Below are 15,669 nucleotides of genomic sequence, written 5' to 3'. Positions count from 1 at the left end.
AGCCATGGCACCACCCGACGCAGTACCGCCGGCACCCGCAGAGGCTGCGGCCACCGCCTCCGCGGTGCTCGAAGCCCGCTCGGTGAGCAAACGGTTCCCCGGCGTCGTCGCCCTCGACGACGTGACGTTCTCCCTGCGTGCGGGGGAGACCCACGCACTGGTGGGGGAGAACGGTGCGGGCAAGTCCACCCTCATCAAGGTGCTGACCGGCGTCTACCGGCCGGACGGGGGAGAGCTGCGAGTGGCCCAAGAACCCAGCACGTTCGCCCGTCCCTTCGACGCCCAGCAGGCCGGGATCTCCACCATCTACCAGGAGGTCAACCTGGTCCCGCTGATGAGCGTCGCGCGCAACATCTTCCTGGGCCGCGAGCCGAAGAACCGCCTCGGTCTCATCGACTTCGGCCGGATGCACCGGGAGACCGGCGCACTGCTCGACGACTTCGGCGTACGCGCCGACCCCCGCCGCCCGCTGCACACGCTCGGCATCGGCACCCAGCAGATGGTCGCGCTGGCGCGGGCGGTGTCCGTCAACGCCCAGGTCGTCATCATGGACGAGCCGACCTCCTCACTGGAACCGCGCGAGGTGGAGACCCTCTTCCGGGTCATCGAACGCCTCCGCGCCCAGAACATCGCCGTCCTCTACGTCAGCCACCGCATGGACGAGCTCTACCGCATCTGCGACCGGGTCACCGTGCTGCGCGACGGCCGGCACATCCACACCGGAGAACTCGCCGGCCTCGACCGGATGCAGCTCGTCTCCATGATGCTCGGCCGCGACCTCGCCGAGGTCCGCCGCTCGGGCGTCACCAGCTTCGCCGCCGAGGGCCACGAGGTGGCGCGCACCCCCGTACTCACCGCCACCGGTCTCACCAGCCGCCTGCAACTCCACGACATATCGGTCGAGTTGTACGCCGGTGAGGTGCTCGGCCTCGGAGGCCTTCTCGGCTCGGGCCGCAGCGAGACGGCGAAGGCACTGTCCGGAGCGCTGCACCTGGACGCCGGTGAGATCAGTGTCGACGGGACCCCGCTGAAGCGGCTCACCCCCGCCGCCGCGATCCGCGCGGGCATCAGTCTGCTGCCCGAGGACCGCAAGGCCGAGGGGATCGTCCCCGGCCTCTCGGTGCGCGAGAACATCGTGCTCGCCGCCCTGCCCCGGCTCTCCCGGGCCGGTGTGGTCTCCCGGGCCCGGCAGGACCGGATCGTCGACATCTTCATGAAACGCCTGCGGATCAAGGCCTCCAGCCCCGAGCAGAAGGTCGGCGAACTCTCCGGCGGCAACCAGCAGAAGGTCCTCCTCGCCCGCTGGCTCTGCCTGGAACCCAAGGTCCTGCTGCTCGACGAACCCACCCGGGGCATCGACGTCGGCGCCAAGGCCGAGGTGCAGAGTCTCATCGACGACCTCGCCGGGGAAGGCCTGGCCGTGCTGCTCATCTCCTCCGACATCGAGGAGCTCATCGAGGGCGCCGACCGCATCGTCGTCCTGCGCGGCGGAGCGGTCGCGGGCGAACTGGCGGGCGACGACGTGTCCGAGGACCACCTCCTCGCAGCCCTCGCCGACCACACACCGGACCCGCCGGACACGACCACGGCCGCGACCCCGGCCCCGGCCCCCGCACCGGCCCCGTCCCCCGCTGGGAAAGGTCCTGCCGGGAAAAGTACCGTCCCGGCGGACACGGCTCCGGCCGAGCAGCACCCGGCCCCGGCCGTACAGGAGGACTCCCGATGACCACGACCACAGTTGCCCCACCCGCCGAGGGCGACACCCCGCCGAAGTCCGCGAGCCCGCTGGCCCGGCTGCGTGATCCCGTCTGGTACCAGCGGTACGGCGTCTATGTGGCCGTCGCGGCGGTACTCCTCTTCAACGCCCTGTTCACCGACCACTTCCTCACCGCGGACAACTTCCGCACCCAGCTCGTCCAGGTCGCCCCCATCGTCATCGTCGCCCTCGGTATGGCCCTGGTCATCGGCACCGAGGGCGTGGACCTGTCCGTCGGCTCGACCATGGCGCTCGCCGCCGCGTTCCTGCCGCTCTACCTCGGGTACGGGCTGGTGCCCGCCCTCCTCATCGCCCTCCTGGCGGGCGCCGTGGTCGGAGCGGTCAACGGCACCCTGGTCTCCCTCGTCGGGCTGCAACCCATCGTGGCGACCCTCGCCCTGTTCGTCGGAGGGCGCGGGATCGCCCTGGTCATGGCCGACGGCCAGCTCAAGCAGATCGTCAACCCCGACCTGCTGGCGCTGGGCACCGGCTCCTTCCTCGGGATTCCGCTCGTCGTCCTGATCGCCGGGGTACTGGCCCTCGCGGTCGCCTTCCTGGTGCAGCGCACCACCTTCGGCCGCCAGATCGTCGCCGTCGGAGGCAACCGCCCCGCCGCCGTGCTCGCCGGACTGCCCGTCAAAAGGGTCCTGATCGGCGTCTATATCCTCTGCGGGGTACTCGCCGCGCTCGCCGGCATCCTCGCCACGGCCCGGCTCACCGCCAGCGACCCGTCCTCGCTCGGCACCCTCATGGAACTCTCCGCCATCACGGCGGTCGTCGTCGGCGGCACCCCCCTCAACGGAGGTTCCGTCCGCGTCCTCGGCACCGTGGCCGGAGCCCTGCTGATGCAGCTGCTGCGCGCCACGCTCGTCAAACACGACCTGCCGGACTCCACCGCCCAGATCGCCCAGGCGGCCATCATCATCGCCGCCGTCTACGTCGCCCGGGAGCGCCGGTCCCGATGAACCGAACCTCTGCCCCCACCTCACTCATGGACAAGCCGACGGCGCCCCCGCCCCCGGCCGCCGGTCTCGAACGGACCGGCCGTGCCCGTGCCGCCGAACTCCTCCAGCGCCAGGGCGTCCTCGCGGTCCTGCTCGCGGTGGTGCTCGTCGCCTCCTTCGTCTATCCGACCTTCGCCTCCCTGGACAACGCCCGCGGCGTCGCCATCCAGGCGTCCTTCCTCGCCGTGGTCGCACTCGGGATGACCCTGGTCATCATCACCGGCGGCATCGACCTGTCGGTCGGCTCGGTCTTCGCCCTCGGCGGTGTACTCGCCGCCTGGGCCTCGCAGTACGGCTTCTTCGCGGCGCTGCTGCTGCCCCTGGTGGTGTGCGGCGGCATCGGCCTGCTCAACGGGCTGCTGATCGCCCGAGGGAACATGGCGCCGTTCATCATCACCCTCGCCACCCTGCTCGGTGCTCGCGGCCTGCTGCTCGCCCTCACCGACGAAGGTGCCACCACCCATCTGGTGCCCAAGGACTCCGCCTTCGGCGCACTCGGCCAGGGAAGCGTCTGGGGCTTCGGGTACCCCATCCTGATCGCCCTCGTGCTCTTCGGGGCCGGCGGCCTCGTCCTGCAGCGCACCTCGTTCGGGCAGACCCTCTTCGCCGTGGGCGGCAGCAGCGACGCGGCCATCCTGATGGGCCTGCCCGTCGCCCGTACGAAGATCCTCGTCTACACGCTCAGCGGCCTGCTGGCCGGACTCGCCGGAGCGCTCAACGCCGCCAGGCTGTCCTCCGGCGTCACCATCGTCGGTGTCGGCATGGAACTCGACGCGATCTCCGCGGTCGTCATCGGCGGCACCCTCCTGATCGGCGGCGCGGGCTCGATCAGCGGCACCCTCTGGGGAGTTCTGCTGCTGGCCGTCATCCAGAACCTGATCAACCAGATCGGCTCGCTCAACTCCTCCTACCAGTCCGTGGTCAGCGGTGGCTTCCTTATCGTGGTGGTGGTCGCGCAGCGCTATCTGGCCCGCAGCCGACGCAGCACCTGACCACGCCTGCACCACAGAGCAGCAGTAGTTCCAACGAGTCCAGCCGAACCAAGGAGTGCCGTGGGCGTCAGCCTCAAGGACGTTGCGCAACGGGCGGGCGTGTCCATCAAGACCGTGTCCAACGTGGTGAACAACTATCAGCACGTCACCCCCGCCATGCGGACCAAGGTGCAGCAGGCGATCGACGAACTCGGCTACCGGCCGAACCTGACCGCCCGCCACCTCCGCAAGGGCCGCACCGGCATCATCGCCCTCGCCGTCCCCGAGTTCGGCAACCCGTACTTCGCCGAGCTGGCCGGTGCGGTCGTCGACGCGGCAGCCCGCTACGACTACACCGTCCTGGTCGACCACACCGCCGGCCTGCGCGAGAAGGAACTCCTGGTCAGCCAGGGATTCAGGTCCCATGTGATCGACGGGCTCATCCTCAGCCCCATCCACCTGGAGACCGAGGACCTGATGGCGCGCACCGAGACCGCGCCCCTGGTCCTGCTGGGCGAGCGCGAGTACGAGGCCCCGTACGACCACATCGCCATCGACAACGTGGCGGCGGCCCGCAGCGCGGTCGCCCACCTCGTGGGCCTCGGCCACCGCCGCATCGCCTTCCTCGGCTCACGCACCGGCCGTGAACGCCAGCCCGCCCACCTGCGCCTGCGGGGCTGGCGCGAGGAACTCCTCGCTGCCCAGATCACCCCGGACGAATCCCTGGTCGTGGTCACCGACGGCTACGGCCGCGAGGACGGCGCCGCCGGAATGCGCGAACTCCTGGACCGGGGCGAGCGGCCCGATGCCGTCTTCGCCTACAACGACCTCATCGCGATCGGCGCCATGCGCACCCTCACCGCACGCGGACTGCGCATCCCCGAGGACGTCGCCGTCGTCGGCTTCGACGACATCGAGGAGTGCCGCTTCACCACCACCACTCTCACCACCATCGCCCCCGACAAGGAGGCCATCGCCCGGCTCGCCGTCGACAGCCTGGTCGAACGGCTCTCCGGCAAAGCCCTTCCCGAGCCGCGCCGCCCCCGCCCCGGATACCGCCTCGTCGTCCGCGAATCCACCGCGCCGCAGACCGGCGCCGACCCCGCCGAGGACCTCTGATGCCCCGCCCCACCGTGCACCACACCCCCTTCGGATCCGTCCGCGGTACGCAGGCCGACCTGTGGACCCTCGACAGCGGTACGGGGGTCCTGGCCGAGGTACTGACCTACGGAGCGACCCTCCACCGCCTCACCGTGCCCGACACCAACGGTGCCGCCGCCTCCGTGGTCCGCTCCCTGCCCACCCTCGGCCACTACACGGCCGAGCACCCCTACTTCGGCTCCGTCATCGGCCGCTACGCCAACCGCATCGCCCACGGCCGCTTCACCCTGAACGGGACCGAGCACCACATCCCCGCCAACGACCACGGGCACGCCCTGCACGGAGGCCCCGACGGCTTCCACGCCCGCGTCTGGGACGCGACCCCCGAACGCACCGACGACAGCGTGTCCGTCCGGCTGTCCCTGCACAGCCCGCACGGCGACATGGGATTCCCCGGCGCCCTGGACACCACCGTTACCTACACCCTGGACACCACCGGAACCCTGGCCCTCGACTACACCTCCGTCACCGACCGCCCCACCGTCGTCAACCTCACCAACCACGCCTACTTCGATCTGGCCGGCGACGCCGACATCCTCGGACACCGCCTCCAGGTCGACGCCGACAGCTACCTCCCGGTGGACGGCGAAGGCATTCCGCTGGGCCCGCAGACCGAGGTCCACGACACCCCGTTCGACCTCACCCAATCGACCCCGCTGCGCGACCGCCTCGCCGTCGACGACGCCCAACTCCGCGAAGTCGGCGGCCTCGACCACTGCTGGATCGTGCGGGACACCGGCGCCGCCCTGCGCCGTGCCGCCCGCCTCACCGCCCCGCACGCCGCCCGCGTCCTGGAGGTCTGGACGACCGAACCCGGCATCCAGGTCTACACCGCCAACCAGCTCGACGGCTCCCACACCGACGGCGACGGCCGCCCCCACCACCGGCACGGCTCCGTCTGCCTGGAGACCCAGCACCTCCCCGATTCACCGAACCGGCCCGACTGGCCCAGCACCGTCCTGCGCCCCGGCGAAACCCGCCACAGCCGCACGGAACTGCGCTTCCCGCACCTGACTGCGCCGACCGCACCTGGACCCGTCGTAGCAGCCCCCTAAAGAGCCCCGGCCCCGGCGAGCCAGGCGTCGGCGATCAGCCGGTGGCCGAGCGGGCTCGGGTGGACGCCGTCCGGGGCCAGCCGGGCGGCCTCCCGGTCCCGTGCCGCGCGAGTCAGCACCAGGTCCGCGCGGACCACCTGAGCCCCGTTGCCCGCGGCCGCACGCAGGACGGCGTCCCTGCGGGGCAACAGGTCGTCGAACCAGCTCTCCTGCTCCGGGGTGACCGGAAGCAGGAACGGGGTGATGACGACCAGCCGGGCGGCGAGGGTCCGTGCGGCGTCCGCCAGCAGGCGGTCGAGACATGCTTCGAACTCGGCTACAGGGCTGGGGAGTTGGCGGTCGTAGCGCCGCCAGGTGTCGTTGATGCCGATCTTGACCGTGAGCACGGTGGGTCGCAGTTCGGTGACGTCGGTGGCCCAACGGGATTCGAGGTCGTACACCCGATTGCCGTTGAGCCCCTTGTTGATGACCCGTGGGGAGGGGCCCGGGATACCGCCGGGCCCGTTGTTCGCCCTGTCACGCAGGCTCTGCGCGATCGCGTGGACGTATCCGTTGCCGAGCGAGGTGGCATCCGCCCGGTCGCGGCCCGCGTCGGTGATGGAGTCACCGATGAACAGGAGCGTGTCGTCTTCCTTGAGGTACATGCCGTCTTCCTTCAGAACCTGGGGCTTCAGAACCTGAGGCTTCAGCGCCTGGGGGTCAACTACCGCTGATGCACGGGTCGTTGCGCTGCCGCGCGCCGCAGCGTCGCGGCCTCGCGCCCCAGTACGGAGGGGTCGTCGCCGGGCACGAATTCCAGCAGCGCCTCGATGCCCCGGCCGTTCAGCTGCCGGAACGCGGCGGTCCACAGGTCCTCGCGAGCGGCCAGCGGCAGCCGGCTGTTGCCCGGCCACCAGGAGAAGGCGTGCACGGCCAAGACCCGGTCGCCGAGTTCGGCAAGCCCCGCCAGCGCCTCCTCGTCGGGGGCGTCGAGCGGCGGCTGCCAGTAGCTGCCGAAGTTGTCCGCGCCCACCTCGTCCAGCAACCGCGACGTCGAGGCGACGGTGTCGGTGAGCGTTTTCGAATGGAACTCCGGGGCGAGCTCCAGCCCGTGGTCCGCGGCGATCCGGCACGCCTCCCGCAGTCCGGCCACGGTGGTGCGCCGCTCGTCGGGCGAGGTGTCCCGCGAGCCGGTACTGCCCGCCCAGACCCGTACCCGCGGCGCTCCGAGGAGCACCGAGGCCCGCGCGACCGCGGGGAATTCGGCCAGTTCGCCCGGGGTGGCGCGGAAGTAGGAGCCGTACGAACAACAGGTGAGGCCGTACCGGTCGGAGACCTCGCGGACCGCGCGCACGGTGCCGGGATCAGCCGGCGGCGCGTGTACGTCCGCTCCCCACTCGACCACCTCCAGGCCCGCGTCGGCGGCGTACCTCGCGACCTCGGCGGCGGGCAGCCGACGGAAGGTGACCGAGCACAGGCCGAGCCTGGTCGCACCGGCGTCGGGCCCGGCCGGTGGACGGTTCGGGGCGTCGTCCGCCACGCTGTGCCCCTTCTCTCCGGTCACTTCCTCGGTCACTCCACTGCCTTCCTGCCGTTGTCCTGCTGTCCTGCTGTGCTGCGAAAGCTTCTGGTTGCTCCCACCGGGGGCGGGGCGAACGGATCGGGCCGTCCTCGCCCCGCCCCCGGTTGCCTCTCACGCTGCGTTCGGGCCCACGTCCGCGGCGGTGAGCGGGTGCCGGAGAGCGGGTGCGGTCGCGTACTCGTCGGCGCCGATGTCGCGCGCGCTGCCGCGCGGGTCGCCGTCGATGTCATCGGCCACGGCCGTGCTGCTCAGCGTGGCGGCGCCGATCGCCGGGCTTCCCGACGACAGTCGCAGCACCCCGTCCTGGCCCTGGACGAGCTTGGGGTCGGCCCGGGTGAAGCCTCCGGAGGGGATGTTGCCGTTGGCAGCACTGCCCCACAGCATGTTGGTCTGCCAGGTGAAGCCGGAGGTGGCCCCCATCGCGACGAGGTTGCCGGAGGTGCCGACCAGCAGGTTGTCGGCGACGACCACGTTCTGCGGCGCGTACGTCCGGGTCTCACCCTCCAGCGTTTTGGCGTTGTTGAGCAGGGAGTTGTGCACGATCACCACGCGGTCGCAGGCATCGTTCCCCCTTCTCTCCTCCTTTGTCTCATCCGGGTTGTGGTCACGAGTGGAACCGCTGCCGACAACCATCGCGGTGCCCGAAAGACCGCTGACGTAGTTGTTGACGATGATGTGGTCGTTTCCGTAAAGGCGTATGCCGTCCTTGCCGTCGAGCAGGTAGTTGCCCTCCACCCGGTTGCGGTTGCCGTGCCTGAGCACGATTCCGCCGAGGCTGTCGCGGACGGTGTTGTACCGGACGGTGTTGGCGGAGGACTTCACCGAGATGGCTTCGGGATCGCCGTCGCAGCGCTCGAACAGGTTGTACTCGACCTTCGCCTTGGAGTCGGACAGCGCCCAGTTACTGGCCCCGAGCCGGATCGGCTCGCCGCCGTTCTCCCCCGAGAAGCTGTGGTCGGAGAAGTGGTTCTTGAAGACGTACAGGTCCTGGGCGATGCCGGTTGCGCTGGAACCGTCGAGGATGAGGAAGAGGCCGATGGTGGTCTTGTCGTGGAAGTGGTTCCTGTCGACCTTCATGCCGTTTGCCCGTACGACGAGCCAGTCCGCGTCACCGTCGTCCGCGAACTGGAAGTCGTTGCGGGTCAGCCGGATGGACGAGCAGTTCGCCGGGATGTCCATCGTGGTGCTCTGGCGGAAGGCGAAGCCACTGACCGTGATGTCGCTCGAATTGCTGAAGACGAAGCTGTTGCCGCCGCGCAGCACGACGCCGCCACGGGTCTTCGCGACGATCGTGATCTGCTGGTCGCTGGTGCCGTGCTTGCCGGAAACGTTGATCGCGCCGCCCGACGGCACGGTGTAGGTGCCGTCCGCGACGACGATCCGGTCGCCGGGTACGGCGGCGTTGATCGCGCTCTGGAGCTGCGCCAGGGAGGAGACCGGTATGTCGGCCGCCGATGCGTTTCCGGTCAGTGAGGTGGCGAGGGGTACGGCGGTGAGTGCGGCCACCGCGGTGCTTTTGAGGAACGTGCGTCGTTGCATGGTGCCTCCTGTTGGGGGACGGGAAGGTACCGGCGGGCCCTGGGCCCGCCGGGATGCGGACGGGTGCGCTCGGTCGGCCTGCGCGAGGGCGCGCCCCGCCTGCGCAAGGGCGCGCTCAACCTGCGGGCGGGTGTGCTCAGCGGGCCCGCGGACCGACGTCCGCGGGGGACAGGGGGCCGCGCCTCGGTGCCCGGCGGGAGTATTCGTCCGCCCCCACGTCCCGGGCCCGGCCGCGTGGTTGGCCGTCGATGTCGTGGGTTACGGGCGGCCACCGGAGCGTGCCTGAGTTGATCGCCGGGCTGTCGGCGGCGAGCCGGGCGACACCGTCCGGGCCCGTCACCAGCTTCGGATCCGTGCGGGTGCCGCCGCCGGTCGGGATGTTGCCGTCGCCGGCGGCGCCCCACAGGAGGTTGCCCGACCAGGTGAAACGTACGGTGTTCGCCATCGCGACCAGTTGGCCGACGTCCGCGACGAACAGGTTGTCGGCAACGGTGACGTCCCGCGGCTCGTGCGGGCGCTGGGCCTCTCCAAAGAGCGTGCCCCCGTTGTTCAACAGGGTGTTGTACGCGATGACGACCCGGTCGGCGGCGTCGTTGCCGCGGCGCGCTTCGGGCGACTCGTCGGGCAGGTGGTCACGCTCGGAACCGCTGCCGATCACCAGGGCACGGCCGGAAAGACCGCTGAGGTAGTTGTTGACGATCACATGGTCGTTGCCGTAGATCCGCAGGCCCTCCGTGCCGTCGAGCAGGTAGTTGCCCTCCACCCGGTTGCGGTTGCCGTGCCTGAGCACGATGCCGCCGAAGCTGTCACGGAAGGTGTTGTACCGGACGGTGTTGCCGGAGGACTTCACCGAGATCGCCTCGGGGTCGCCGTCGCACCGCTCGAACAGGTTGTACTCCACGACCGCACCGGCACGGGACAGCGCCCGGGGGCTGACACCGAGGCGGATCGGCTCCCCGCCGTTGGACCCGGCGAAGCTGTGGTCGGAGAAGTGGTTGCGGTGCACGTGCACGCGCTGGGCCATCTCCCTCTCGCCCGCGCCCTCGATACCGAGGTAGATGCCCAGCGTGCTCTTGCCGTGGAAGTGGTTGTGGTCGACCTCGCTGTCGTCCGCGCGCACCATCACCCAGTGCAGGCCCTCGATGTCGGCCAGTTGGAAGTCGTTGCGGGTGAGGCGGATGTGTGAGCAGTCAGGGGGGACGTCCAGGGTGCTGCTCTGGCGGAAGGAGAAGCCGCTGAGGGTGATGTGGCGGGAGGCTTCGAGGACGAAGCTCTGCTCGCCGTTCAGTACGACTCCACCGGGGGTACGGGCGGCGATGACGATGGGTGCGTGCCCGGTGCCCTGCTTGTTGCGGACGGTCAGCGGGCGGCCCGACGGGACGGTGTACGTGCCGTCGGCGACGAGGATCCGGTCGCCGGGGCGGGCCCGGTCGATCGCGGCCTGGAGCTCCTGAAGCGAACTGACGGTCGCCGGCCTGGCCGTCGCGTTCGCGGCCGGCGGTCCTGCGACGGAGGTGGCGGCCAGTGCCACCCCTGTCGCGGTGCCTATGAGGAACGTGCGGCGTTGCATGATGCCTCCGTGGAGTGGTGGACCGAAATGGTGGGCCGGGGTCCGGTTCAGCCGTCGGCCCGGTCGGCCGAGGTGCTCAGGAACAGTTCGATGACGGGTACGGGGGTGTCGGGGCGTCGTACCGGGATCTGGAGGGTGAGCGTTCCGGCCGGCTGCCCGCCCATCTCGGTGTTGACCGCGGGCCGGTCGGGGTCGATGTGGACCTGGACGATCTCGGACGCGTCGTTCAGCAACTGGGCGTACCGCACCTTGCCGGCGAGGCCCGGCAGATGCAGATGACGCAGCGGCCAGGCGAACAGATGGACATAGAGCCGGTCGCCGCGCTGGGTGTACCGGCACTCGGAGGGGGCGGTGTACGGGGACGGGCCGCAGCCGCGTACCGACCTCCCGTGCAGCTCCGTCCACCGGCCGATCTCCCTGAGGATGGCGGAGTCGCGCGGGTCCAGTTGCCCCCGGCCGGTGGGGCCCACGTTGAGCAGCAGATTGCCGCCCTTGGAGACTCCGTCGACGAGCATCCGGATCAACAGGTCGGCGCTCTTGTGGTCGAGGTTGTCGCGGTCGTAACCCCAGCTCCCGTTGAGCGTCTGGCAGGCCTCCCAGAGCACCGGACGCCCGTCCTGGGTCATCGGCCCCGAGGGCTGGTACTGCTCGGGGGTGACGAAGTCGCCGGGCAGGCCGGTCCGGTCGTTGACGAGTACGTGCGGCTGGAGTTCACGGATCATCTTGAGGAGCGTCGCGGAGTCCCAGTCGTCCGGCCCCTTGCCGCCCCACCAGCTGCGCCCGGCGTACGAGAAGTCGAAGAAGAGGTAGTCGACACGTCCGAACGACGTCAGCAACTCGCGTACCTGGCCGTGCAGATAGCGCTGGTAGTCACGGATGTCCCGGTCGGCGTGCGCGGCCTTGAACTCCTCGTCGTCCCGCTGCGGATGGGTGCCGTCCACCGGGAAGGACGGGTGGTGCCAGTCGATCAGCGAGTAGTAGAGGCCCACCTTGAGTCCTTCGGCGCGGCACGCCTCGACGAACGGACCGACCAGGTCGCGGCCGTGCGGGGTGTTGGTGACCTTGTACTCGGTGAGGGCGCTGTCCCACAGGCAGAAGCCGTCGTGGTGCTTGGCGGTCAGGACGACGTACCGCATCCCCGCTGCCTTGGCGGCCCTGGCCCACGCGACCGGGTCGTAGCGGTCGGGGTCGAAGTGGTCGAAGTAGACCTGGTACTGCTCGTCGGTCAGTTCCTCCCGGTTCTTGACCCACTCGTGCCGTGCGGCGAGGGAGTAGAGGCCCCAGTGGACGAACATGCCGAACCGTGCGGAGGTGAACCAGGCAGTGTCCGGGGCCACTTCGGCGGCCGGAGTCTCGGACGGGTGGGCCGGGGGAGTGTGCGGGGTCATCGGGAATTGCTCCTTGTCAGCGGCCGGCAGGTGCGGATGCGGTGCGCCGGAGGGCCGCCTGGTGCGGGGGAGGGGGTACGTGAACGCTTCACGGGACCGGTCGTGAGCCGGGTGCCCTTCAGGTCCGGTCCGGGCGCGGGGGACGCCCGCCGCGGCTGCGGGGTCAGCCCTTCAGAGCGCCGGAGGACAGACCACTGACGAAGGAGCGCTGGAAGAACAGGAAGACGACCACGGAGGGCAGCAGCGCCAGCAGCGCTGCGGCCAGCACCACGCCCGGGGTGACGTCGGGGTCGATCCGCAGTGTCCGCAGTGCCAGCGGCAGCGTGTAGGAGGAAGCCTCGGTGGAGACCAGGAGGGGCAGCAGGTACTGGTCCCAGATCATGGTGAAGCCGAAGACCCCGATGACACCCAGGGCGGGCTTGCACATCGGCATGATGATCTGGAAGAAGATCCGCAGGTCGCCGGCCCCGTCGATGCGGGCCGCTTCCTCCAGCTCCCGGGGCACGTCCTTCATGAACTCGGTCATCACCAGGATGGAGAATCCCCAGGCGCCCAGCGGGACGATCATTCCGGCCAGGGTGCCGATCAGGTTGAAGTGCAGGACCGGCAGGTCGGCGAGGATCAGCGACAGCGGGAGGGCCAGGATCTCCTCGGGAAGCATCAGCGTCGCCAGGACGGCGACGAGCACCAGCGTCATCCCGGGAAAGACCTTCCTGGCCAGTGCGTACCCGGCCAGCACCGACACGGCCACCTGGAGCAGCAGCCCGAAGCCGACCACGAAGAACGAGTTCAGCAGGTACGTGAGCACGCCCTGGTCGAAAGCGATCTTGAAGTTGTCCAGGGTGAAACCGGAGGGGATCACACTCAGCTGGGTCGGGTCCTTGACGTCACCGAAGGCGCTGACGAGCAGCGCCAGCAGCGGCCCGCCGAAAACGACCAGGGCCAGCAGGTAGATGACGGCCTTCAGGATCCGTCCGCCGACGCTGCGGCTCTCGGTCAGGCCCAGCGCGGTCTCGGTCGACACGCTCATTTGCTTTCCCTCCGCCGCAGCAGTTGGACGACGACGGTCAGGATCAGCGTCGCGACGAACAGCAGGACGGCTCCCGCCGCGCCGACGCCGAGCCGGTTCTGCTCCAGGCCGAGCTTGTAGATGAGGGTCATGACGACCTCGGTGGAGCCGTCAGGCCCTCCGTTGGTCAGCAGGAACACCTCGGTGAACACCCGCAGTCCGCGGATCGCGGCGAGGATGAACAGGATCGAGAACACCGAGCGCAGCCCGGGCACCGTCACGTACCACACCCGCTGCAGCCTGGACGCGCCGTCGACCTTGGCGGCCTCGTACAGACCGCGGTCCACGCTCGTCAGACCGGCGAGGAAGATCATCATGTCGTAGGGGGCGCCCCGCCAGATGCCGGTGACCATGATCGAGGCCATCGACGAGTCGGGGTCGTTGATGAACCCCGAGGGGCCGAACCCCACCAGACCGAGCAGGGAGTTGAGCATCCCGTCCCCGGTCGGGTGGTACATGATCCGCCACAGTTCGGCGACGACCGCTATGGGCACCACCACCGGCAGGAACACCGCGGAGCGCACGAAGCCCAACCGGCGGCTCTGCCCTTCCAGCAGCAGTGCGAGAGCGAGTCCCAGAGCCATCGAGCCGGCCGTCTGTCCGGCGGCGAGGACGACGGTGTGCCACGCGGCCTCGCGGAAACCGAGGGACTGGAGCACCGTGGCGTAGTTCTCGGTACCGACCCACTTGTTTCCCAGGTAGGGCTGAACCTCCTGGAAGGACATGGTCAGTGCGCTGAACATGGGGATGAACTTGAAGTACAGGAAGAGCAGCAGGGCGGGAGCGAGGAACAGCCAGGGCGTCCACCACCGGCCCGACCTGCGGCCGTTCTTCCGGCGGCCGGTGGCGTGAGGGCCCCGGCGGCCCGCTGTGCGGGTGGCAGGGCCGGCCGCCGGGGGAGCGGCCGGCCCTGCCTGGTCGAGACTCATGACGCGGCGATCCCCTGCTCCTTGAGAATGCCGGCGAGCTGCTTGTCGAGCTCACCGAGCTTGGTCCCGATGTCCAGGCCGCAGTCGGCCATCAGCGCGTTCACGGTGTCCGCCGTCGCCTGCCGCACCGGGGTCCAGTTCGGGATGGAAGGCGCATAGCGCCCGGAGTCCTGGTAGGCCTTGGAGTACGTCTCCCAGCGGGGGTCGGGACGGACCTGGGAGATGTTCACCGTCGTGTTGACGGGGAGCTGTACGACGAAGCCGGTTTCACCCTCCATGGAGACCTTCTGGCCCTCGGCGGAGATGGCGAAGTCGACGAAGGCGTCCTGACCGGCCTGGTTCTCGGAGCCGGCCATCAGATAGACCGAACCGCCCTCGGCGAGGACCGTGGCGTCCTTGGGCCCCTTGGGCATCGGCACGACCTCGTACTTGTCCTTGCCGAGGCTCTTGTCGAAGCGCGACAGCAGGTACGGGCCGACGACGTACATGCCGGTCTTGCCCGCCTCGAACGTCTCGTTGGTCGGCGGGGTGTCCATGGTCACGGAACCCGGCTGGACCGCCTTGGCCTTGCAGCCGAGGTCACGGAACCACTGCATGGCCTCGACGGACGCCTTGCTGGTCATCGCCGGTTTGTAGGTGCCCTTGCCGGACTCGGTGATGAAGTCCCCGCCCGCGGCCCACAGGAAGTTGGAGAAGTACCAGGAGGCGTAGCCGCGCTTGGTGGAGAGCGGTGCGGCGAGGCCGGCGGTGTTCTGCTTGCCGTCGCCGTCGGGGTCCTGGGTGGTGAAGGCCTTGGCCATCGTGGCGAATTCGTCCCAGGTCTGCGGGACGCCGAGCTTCAGCTTCTCCCGCCAGTCCTTGCGGATGAGCAGGGCGGACGCCTGCGCCGAGTACGGCAGTGAGTACTGCTTGCCGTCCATGGTCTTGCCGGAGTCCAGCCCGCGGCCGATGACGTCCTTGCTGTTCTTGATCTTGCCCAGCTCGATCTCCCTGAGGAGGCCCTGGCTGTGCATCGCCCCCATCTGCGTCACGTCGTTCATGACGATGTCGGGAAGGTTCTTCTGCGCGGCCCGCTGCTGCAGTTTGGTCTCGAAGTCGTCGAAGATGGCCGTGACCTTGACCTTGTGGCCCGTGGACTTCTCGAAGGCCTTGGCGAGCTTGAGCGCTCCCTGCTCCCCGGGTCCGCCCGGTGTGGTCCTGGTCCAGAGCTCCAGCGTCGCTTTGGAGTTCTGCTTGGCACCCACTCCCGCAGGCCCGGATGTACAGCTGGTGAGGACCAGTGCCGAGGCGAGAAAACCCGCACCGATCCATCGCGATCTCTGCATGACAACTCCCGTTTCGCTGTTGCCCAATTGGCCTAGAAAGCGCTTGCTCGGACGGTAACGGTGTCCGAATCAGCGGTCAATAGTCCGATGAATATGAATATTCCCGGCCGGTAAGTCCCGATGGACGCGCGCTCCTGCGCGTGGCAGGAGGTCGAGTCGGTGGGGGATTGAACCCCTTCATAAATCAGTTAATATCCCCTGATTAAGGGGTGGTTAACTCGCTCACGGTGACAACCTCACTGCCCCGAAGTGGGTGCAGATCACCGCGTTCGTGGGCCGATCGACGAGCGCCAGACCTTCGTTCTGCGCCCGATGACATCCCAGTGATCCGATGTATGGTC

13 protein-coding genes are annotated in these 15,669 nt (G+C 69.4%); 5 read left to right on the top strand and 8 right to left on the bottom strand.

Annotated elements, in window-relative coordinates:
- The first annotated feature begins 4 nt into the window (after positions 1-4).
- The 5 genes from ACIA73_RS25120 to ACIA73_RS25100 are packed head-to-tail and all read left to right on the top strand — an operon-like array spanning position 5 to position 5,947.
- Positions 5-1,726 carry a sugar ABC transporter ATP-binding protein gene (locus tag ACIA73_RS25120; RefSeq protein WP_399440929.1) on the top strand — a complete coding sequence of 574 codons (1,722 nt, stop codon included), beginning with the start codon at positions 5-7 and terminating at the stop codon, positions 1,724-1,726.
- Positions 1,723-2,721, top strand: coding sequence for an ABC transporter permease (locus ACIA73_RS25115; protein ID WP_399440928.1), 999 nt, complete (start codon positions 1,723-1,725; stop codon positions 2,719-2,721). The genes ACIA73_RS25120 and ACIA73_RS25115 overlap by 4 nt, the downstream gene beginning before the upstream one ends.
- 26 nt (positions 2,722-2,747) lie before the next feature.
- Positions 2,748-3,752, top strand: a complete 1,005-nt coding sequence (locus tag ACIA73_RS25110; protein ID WP_399441089.1) for an ABC transporter permease — start codon at positions 2,748-2,750, stop codon at positions 3,750-3,752.
- 60 nt (positions 3,753-3,812) lie between these two features.
- Positions 3,813-4,850, top strand: coding sequence for a LacI family DNA-binding transcriptional regulator (locus ACIA73_RS25105; protein ID WP_399440927.1), 1,038 nt, complete (start codon positions 3,813-3,815; stop codon positions 4,848-4,850).
- Positions 4,850-5,947 (top strand): aldose epimerase family protein, encoded by a 1,098-nt coding sequence (locus tag ACIA73_RS25100; protein WP_399440926.1) that lies wholly within the window; start codon positions 4,850-4,852, stop codon positions 5,945-5,947. Before ACIA73_RS25105 ends, ACIA73_RS25100 begins: the two co-directional genes overlap by 1 nt.
- On the opposite strand, the gene ACIA73_RS25095 is transcribed toward ACIA73_RS25100, so the two are convergent.
- The 8 genes from ACIA73_RS25095 to ACIA73_RS25060 form a co-directional block, all read right to left on the bottom strand.
- The gene (locus ACIA73_RS25095) at positions 5,944-6,591 is read right to left on the bottom strand and encodes an SGNH/GDSL hydrolase family protein (RefSeq protein ID WP_399440925.1); all 648 of its coding nucleotides are present in this window, start codon (positions 6,589-6,591) and stop codon (positions 5,944-5,946) included. The genes ACIA73_RS25100 and ACIA73_RS25095 overlap by 4 nt on opposite strands.
- A gap of 59 nt (positions 6,592-6,650) precedes the next feature.
- Positions 6,651-7,502 (bottom strand): sugar phosphate isomerase/epimerase family protein, encoded by an 852-nt coding sequence (locus ACIA73_RS25090; RefSeq protein WP_399440924.1) that lies wholly within the window; start codon positions 7,500-7,502, stop codon positions 6,651-6,653.
- A gap of 117 nt (positions 7,503-7,619) precedes the next feature.
- On the bottom strand, positions 7,620-9,047 hold the full coding sequence (locus ACIA73_RS25085; protein ID WP_399440923.1) for a chondroitinase-B domain-containing protein: 1,428 nt from the start codon (positions 9,045-9,047) through the stop codon (positions 7,620-7,622).
- Positions 9,048-9,183: 136 nt separating this feature from the next.
- Entirely contained in the window at positions 9,184-10,617 is a 1,434-nt protein-coding gene (locus ACIA73_RS25080; RefSeq protein WP_399440922.1) for a polysaccharide lyase 6 family protein, read from the bottom strand.
- A gap of 47 nt (positions 10,618-10,664) precedes the next feature.
- The gene (locus tag ACIA73_RS25075) at positions 10,665-12,005 is read right to left on the bottom strand and encodes an alpha-L-fucosidase (protein WP_399440921.1); all 1,341 of its coding nucleotides are present in this window, start codon (positions 12,003-12,005) and stop codon (positions 10,665-10,667) included.
- Positions 12,006-12,168: 163 nt separating this feature from the next.
- Positions 12,169-13,035, bottom strand: a complete 867-nt coding sequence (locus tag ACIA73_RS25070; protein WP_399440920.1) for a carbohydrate ABC transporter permease — start codon at positions 13,033-13,035, stop codon at positions 12,169-12,171.
- Positions 13,032-14,003, bottom strand: a complete 972-nt coding sequence (locus ACIA73_RS25065; protein WP_399440919.1) for a carbohydrate ABC transporter permease — start codon at positions 14,001-14,003, stop codon at positions 13,032-13,034. Before ACIA73_RS25065 ends, ACIA73_RS25070 begins: the two co-directional genes overlap by 4 nt.
- Complete coding sequence (locus ACIA73_RS25060; RefSeq protein ID WP_399440917.1) at positions 14,000-15,328, bottom strand: ABC transporter substrate-binding protein; 1,329 nt, start codon at positions 15,326-15,328, stop codon at positions 14,000-14,002. Before ACIA73_RS25060 ends, ACIA73_RS25065 begins: the two co-directional genes overlap by 4 nt.
- Between the last annotated feature and the right edge of the window lie 341 nt (positions 15,329-15,669).

Origin of the sequence: Streptomyces sp. NPDC051561 (assembly GCF_044454195.1) — a bacterium.
In the GTDB taxonomy this organism is placed as follows: Bacteria; Actinomycetota; Actinomycetes; order Streptomycetales; family Streptomycetaceae; genus Streptomyces.
This window is presented reverse-complemented; position numbering and strand designations above follow the sequence as displayed.

Bases quoted from the DNA above. Each gene is read 5' to 3' on its own strand.
- ACIA73_RS25120 (WP_399440929.1), top strand. From the start codon at position 5: ATGGCACCACCCGACGCAGTACCGCCGGCACCCGCAGAGGCTGCGGCC.
- ACIA73_RS25115 (WP_399440928.1), top strand. From the start codon at position 1,723: ATGACCACGACCACAGTTGCCCCACCCGCCGAGGGCGACACCCCGCCG.
- ACIA73_RS25110 (WP_399441089.1), top strand. From the start codon at position 2,748: ATGGACAAGCCGACGGCGCCCCCGCCCCCGGCCGCCGGTCTCGAACGG.
- ACIA73_RS25100 (WP_399440926.1), top strand. From the start codon at position 4,850: ATGCCCCGCCCCACCGTGCACCACACCCCCTTCGGATCCGTCCGCGGT.
- ACIA73_RS25095 (WP_399440925.1), bottom strand. From the start codon at position 6,591: ATGTACCTCAAGGAAGACGACACGCTCCTGTTCATCGGTGACTCCATC.
- ACIA73_RS25085 (WP_399440923.1), bottom strand. From the start codon at position 9,047: ATGCAACGACGCACGTTCCTCAAAAGCACCGCGGTGGCCGCACTCACC.
- ACIA73_RS25080 (WP_399440922.1), bottom strand. From the start codon at position 10,617: ATGCAACGCCGCACGTTCCTCATAGGCACCGCGACAGGGGTGGCACTG.
- ACIA73_RS25075 (WP_399440921.1), bottom strand. From the start codon at position 12,005: ATGACCCCGCACACTCCCCCGGCCCACCCGTCCGAGACTCCGGCCGCC.
- ACIA73_RS25070 (WP_399440920.1), bottom strand. From the start codon at position 13,035: ATGAGCGTGTCGACCGAGACCGCGCTGGGCCTGACCGAGAGCCGCAGC.
- ACIA73_RS25065 (WP_399440919.1), bottom strand. From the start codon at position 14,003: ATGAGTCTCGACCAGGCAGGGCCGGCCGCTCCCCCGGCGGCCGGCCCT.
- ACIA73_RS25060 (WP_399440917.1), bottom strand. From the start codon at position 15,328: ATGCAGAGATCGCGATGGATCGGTGCGGGTTTTCTCGCCTCGGCACTG.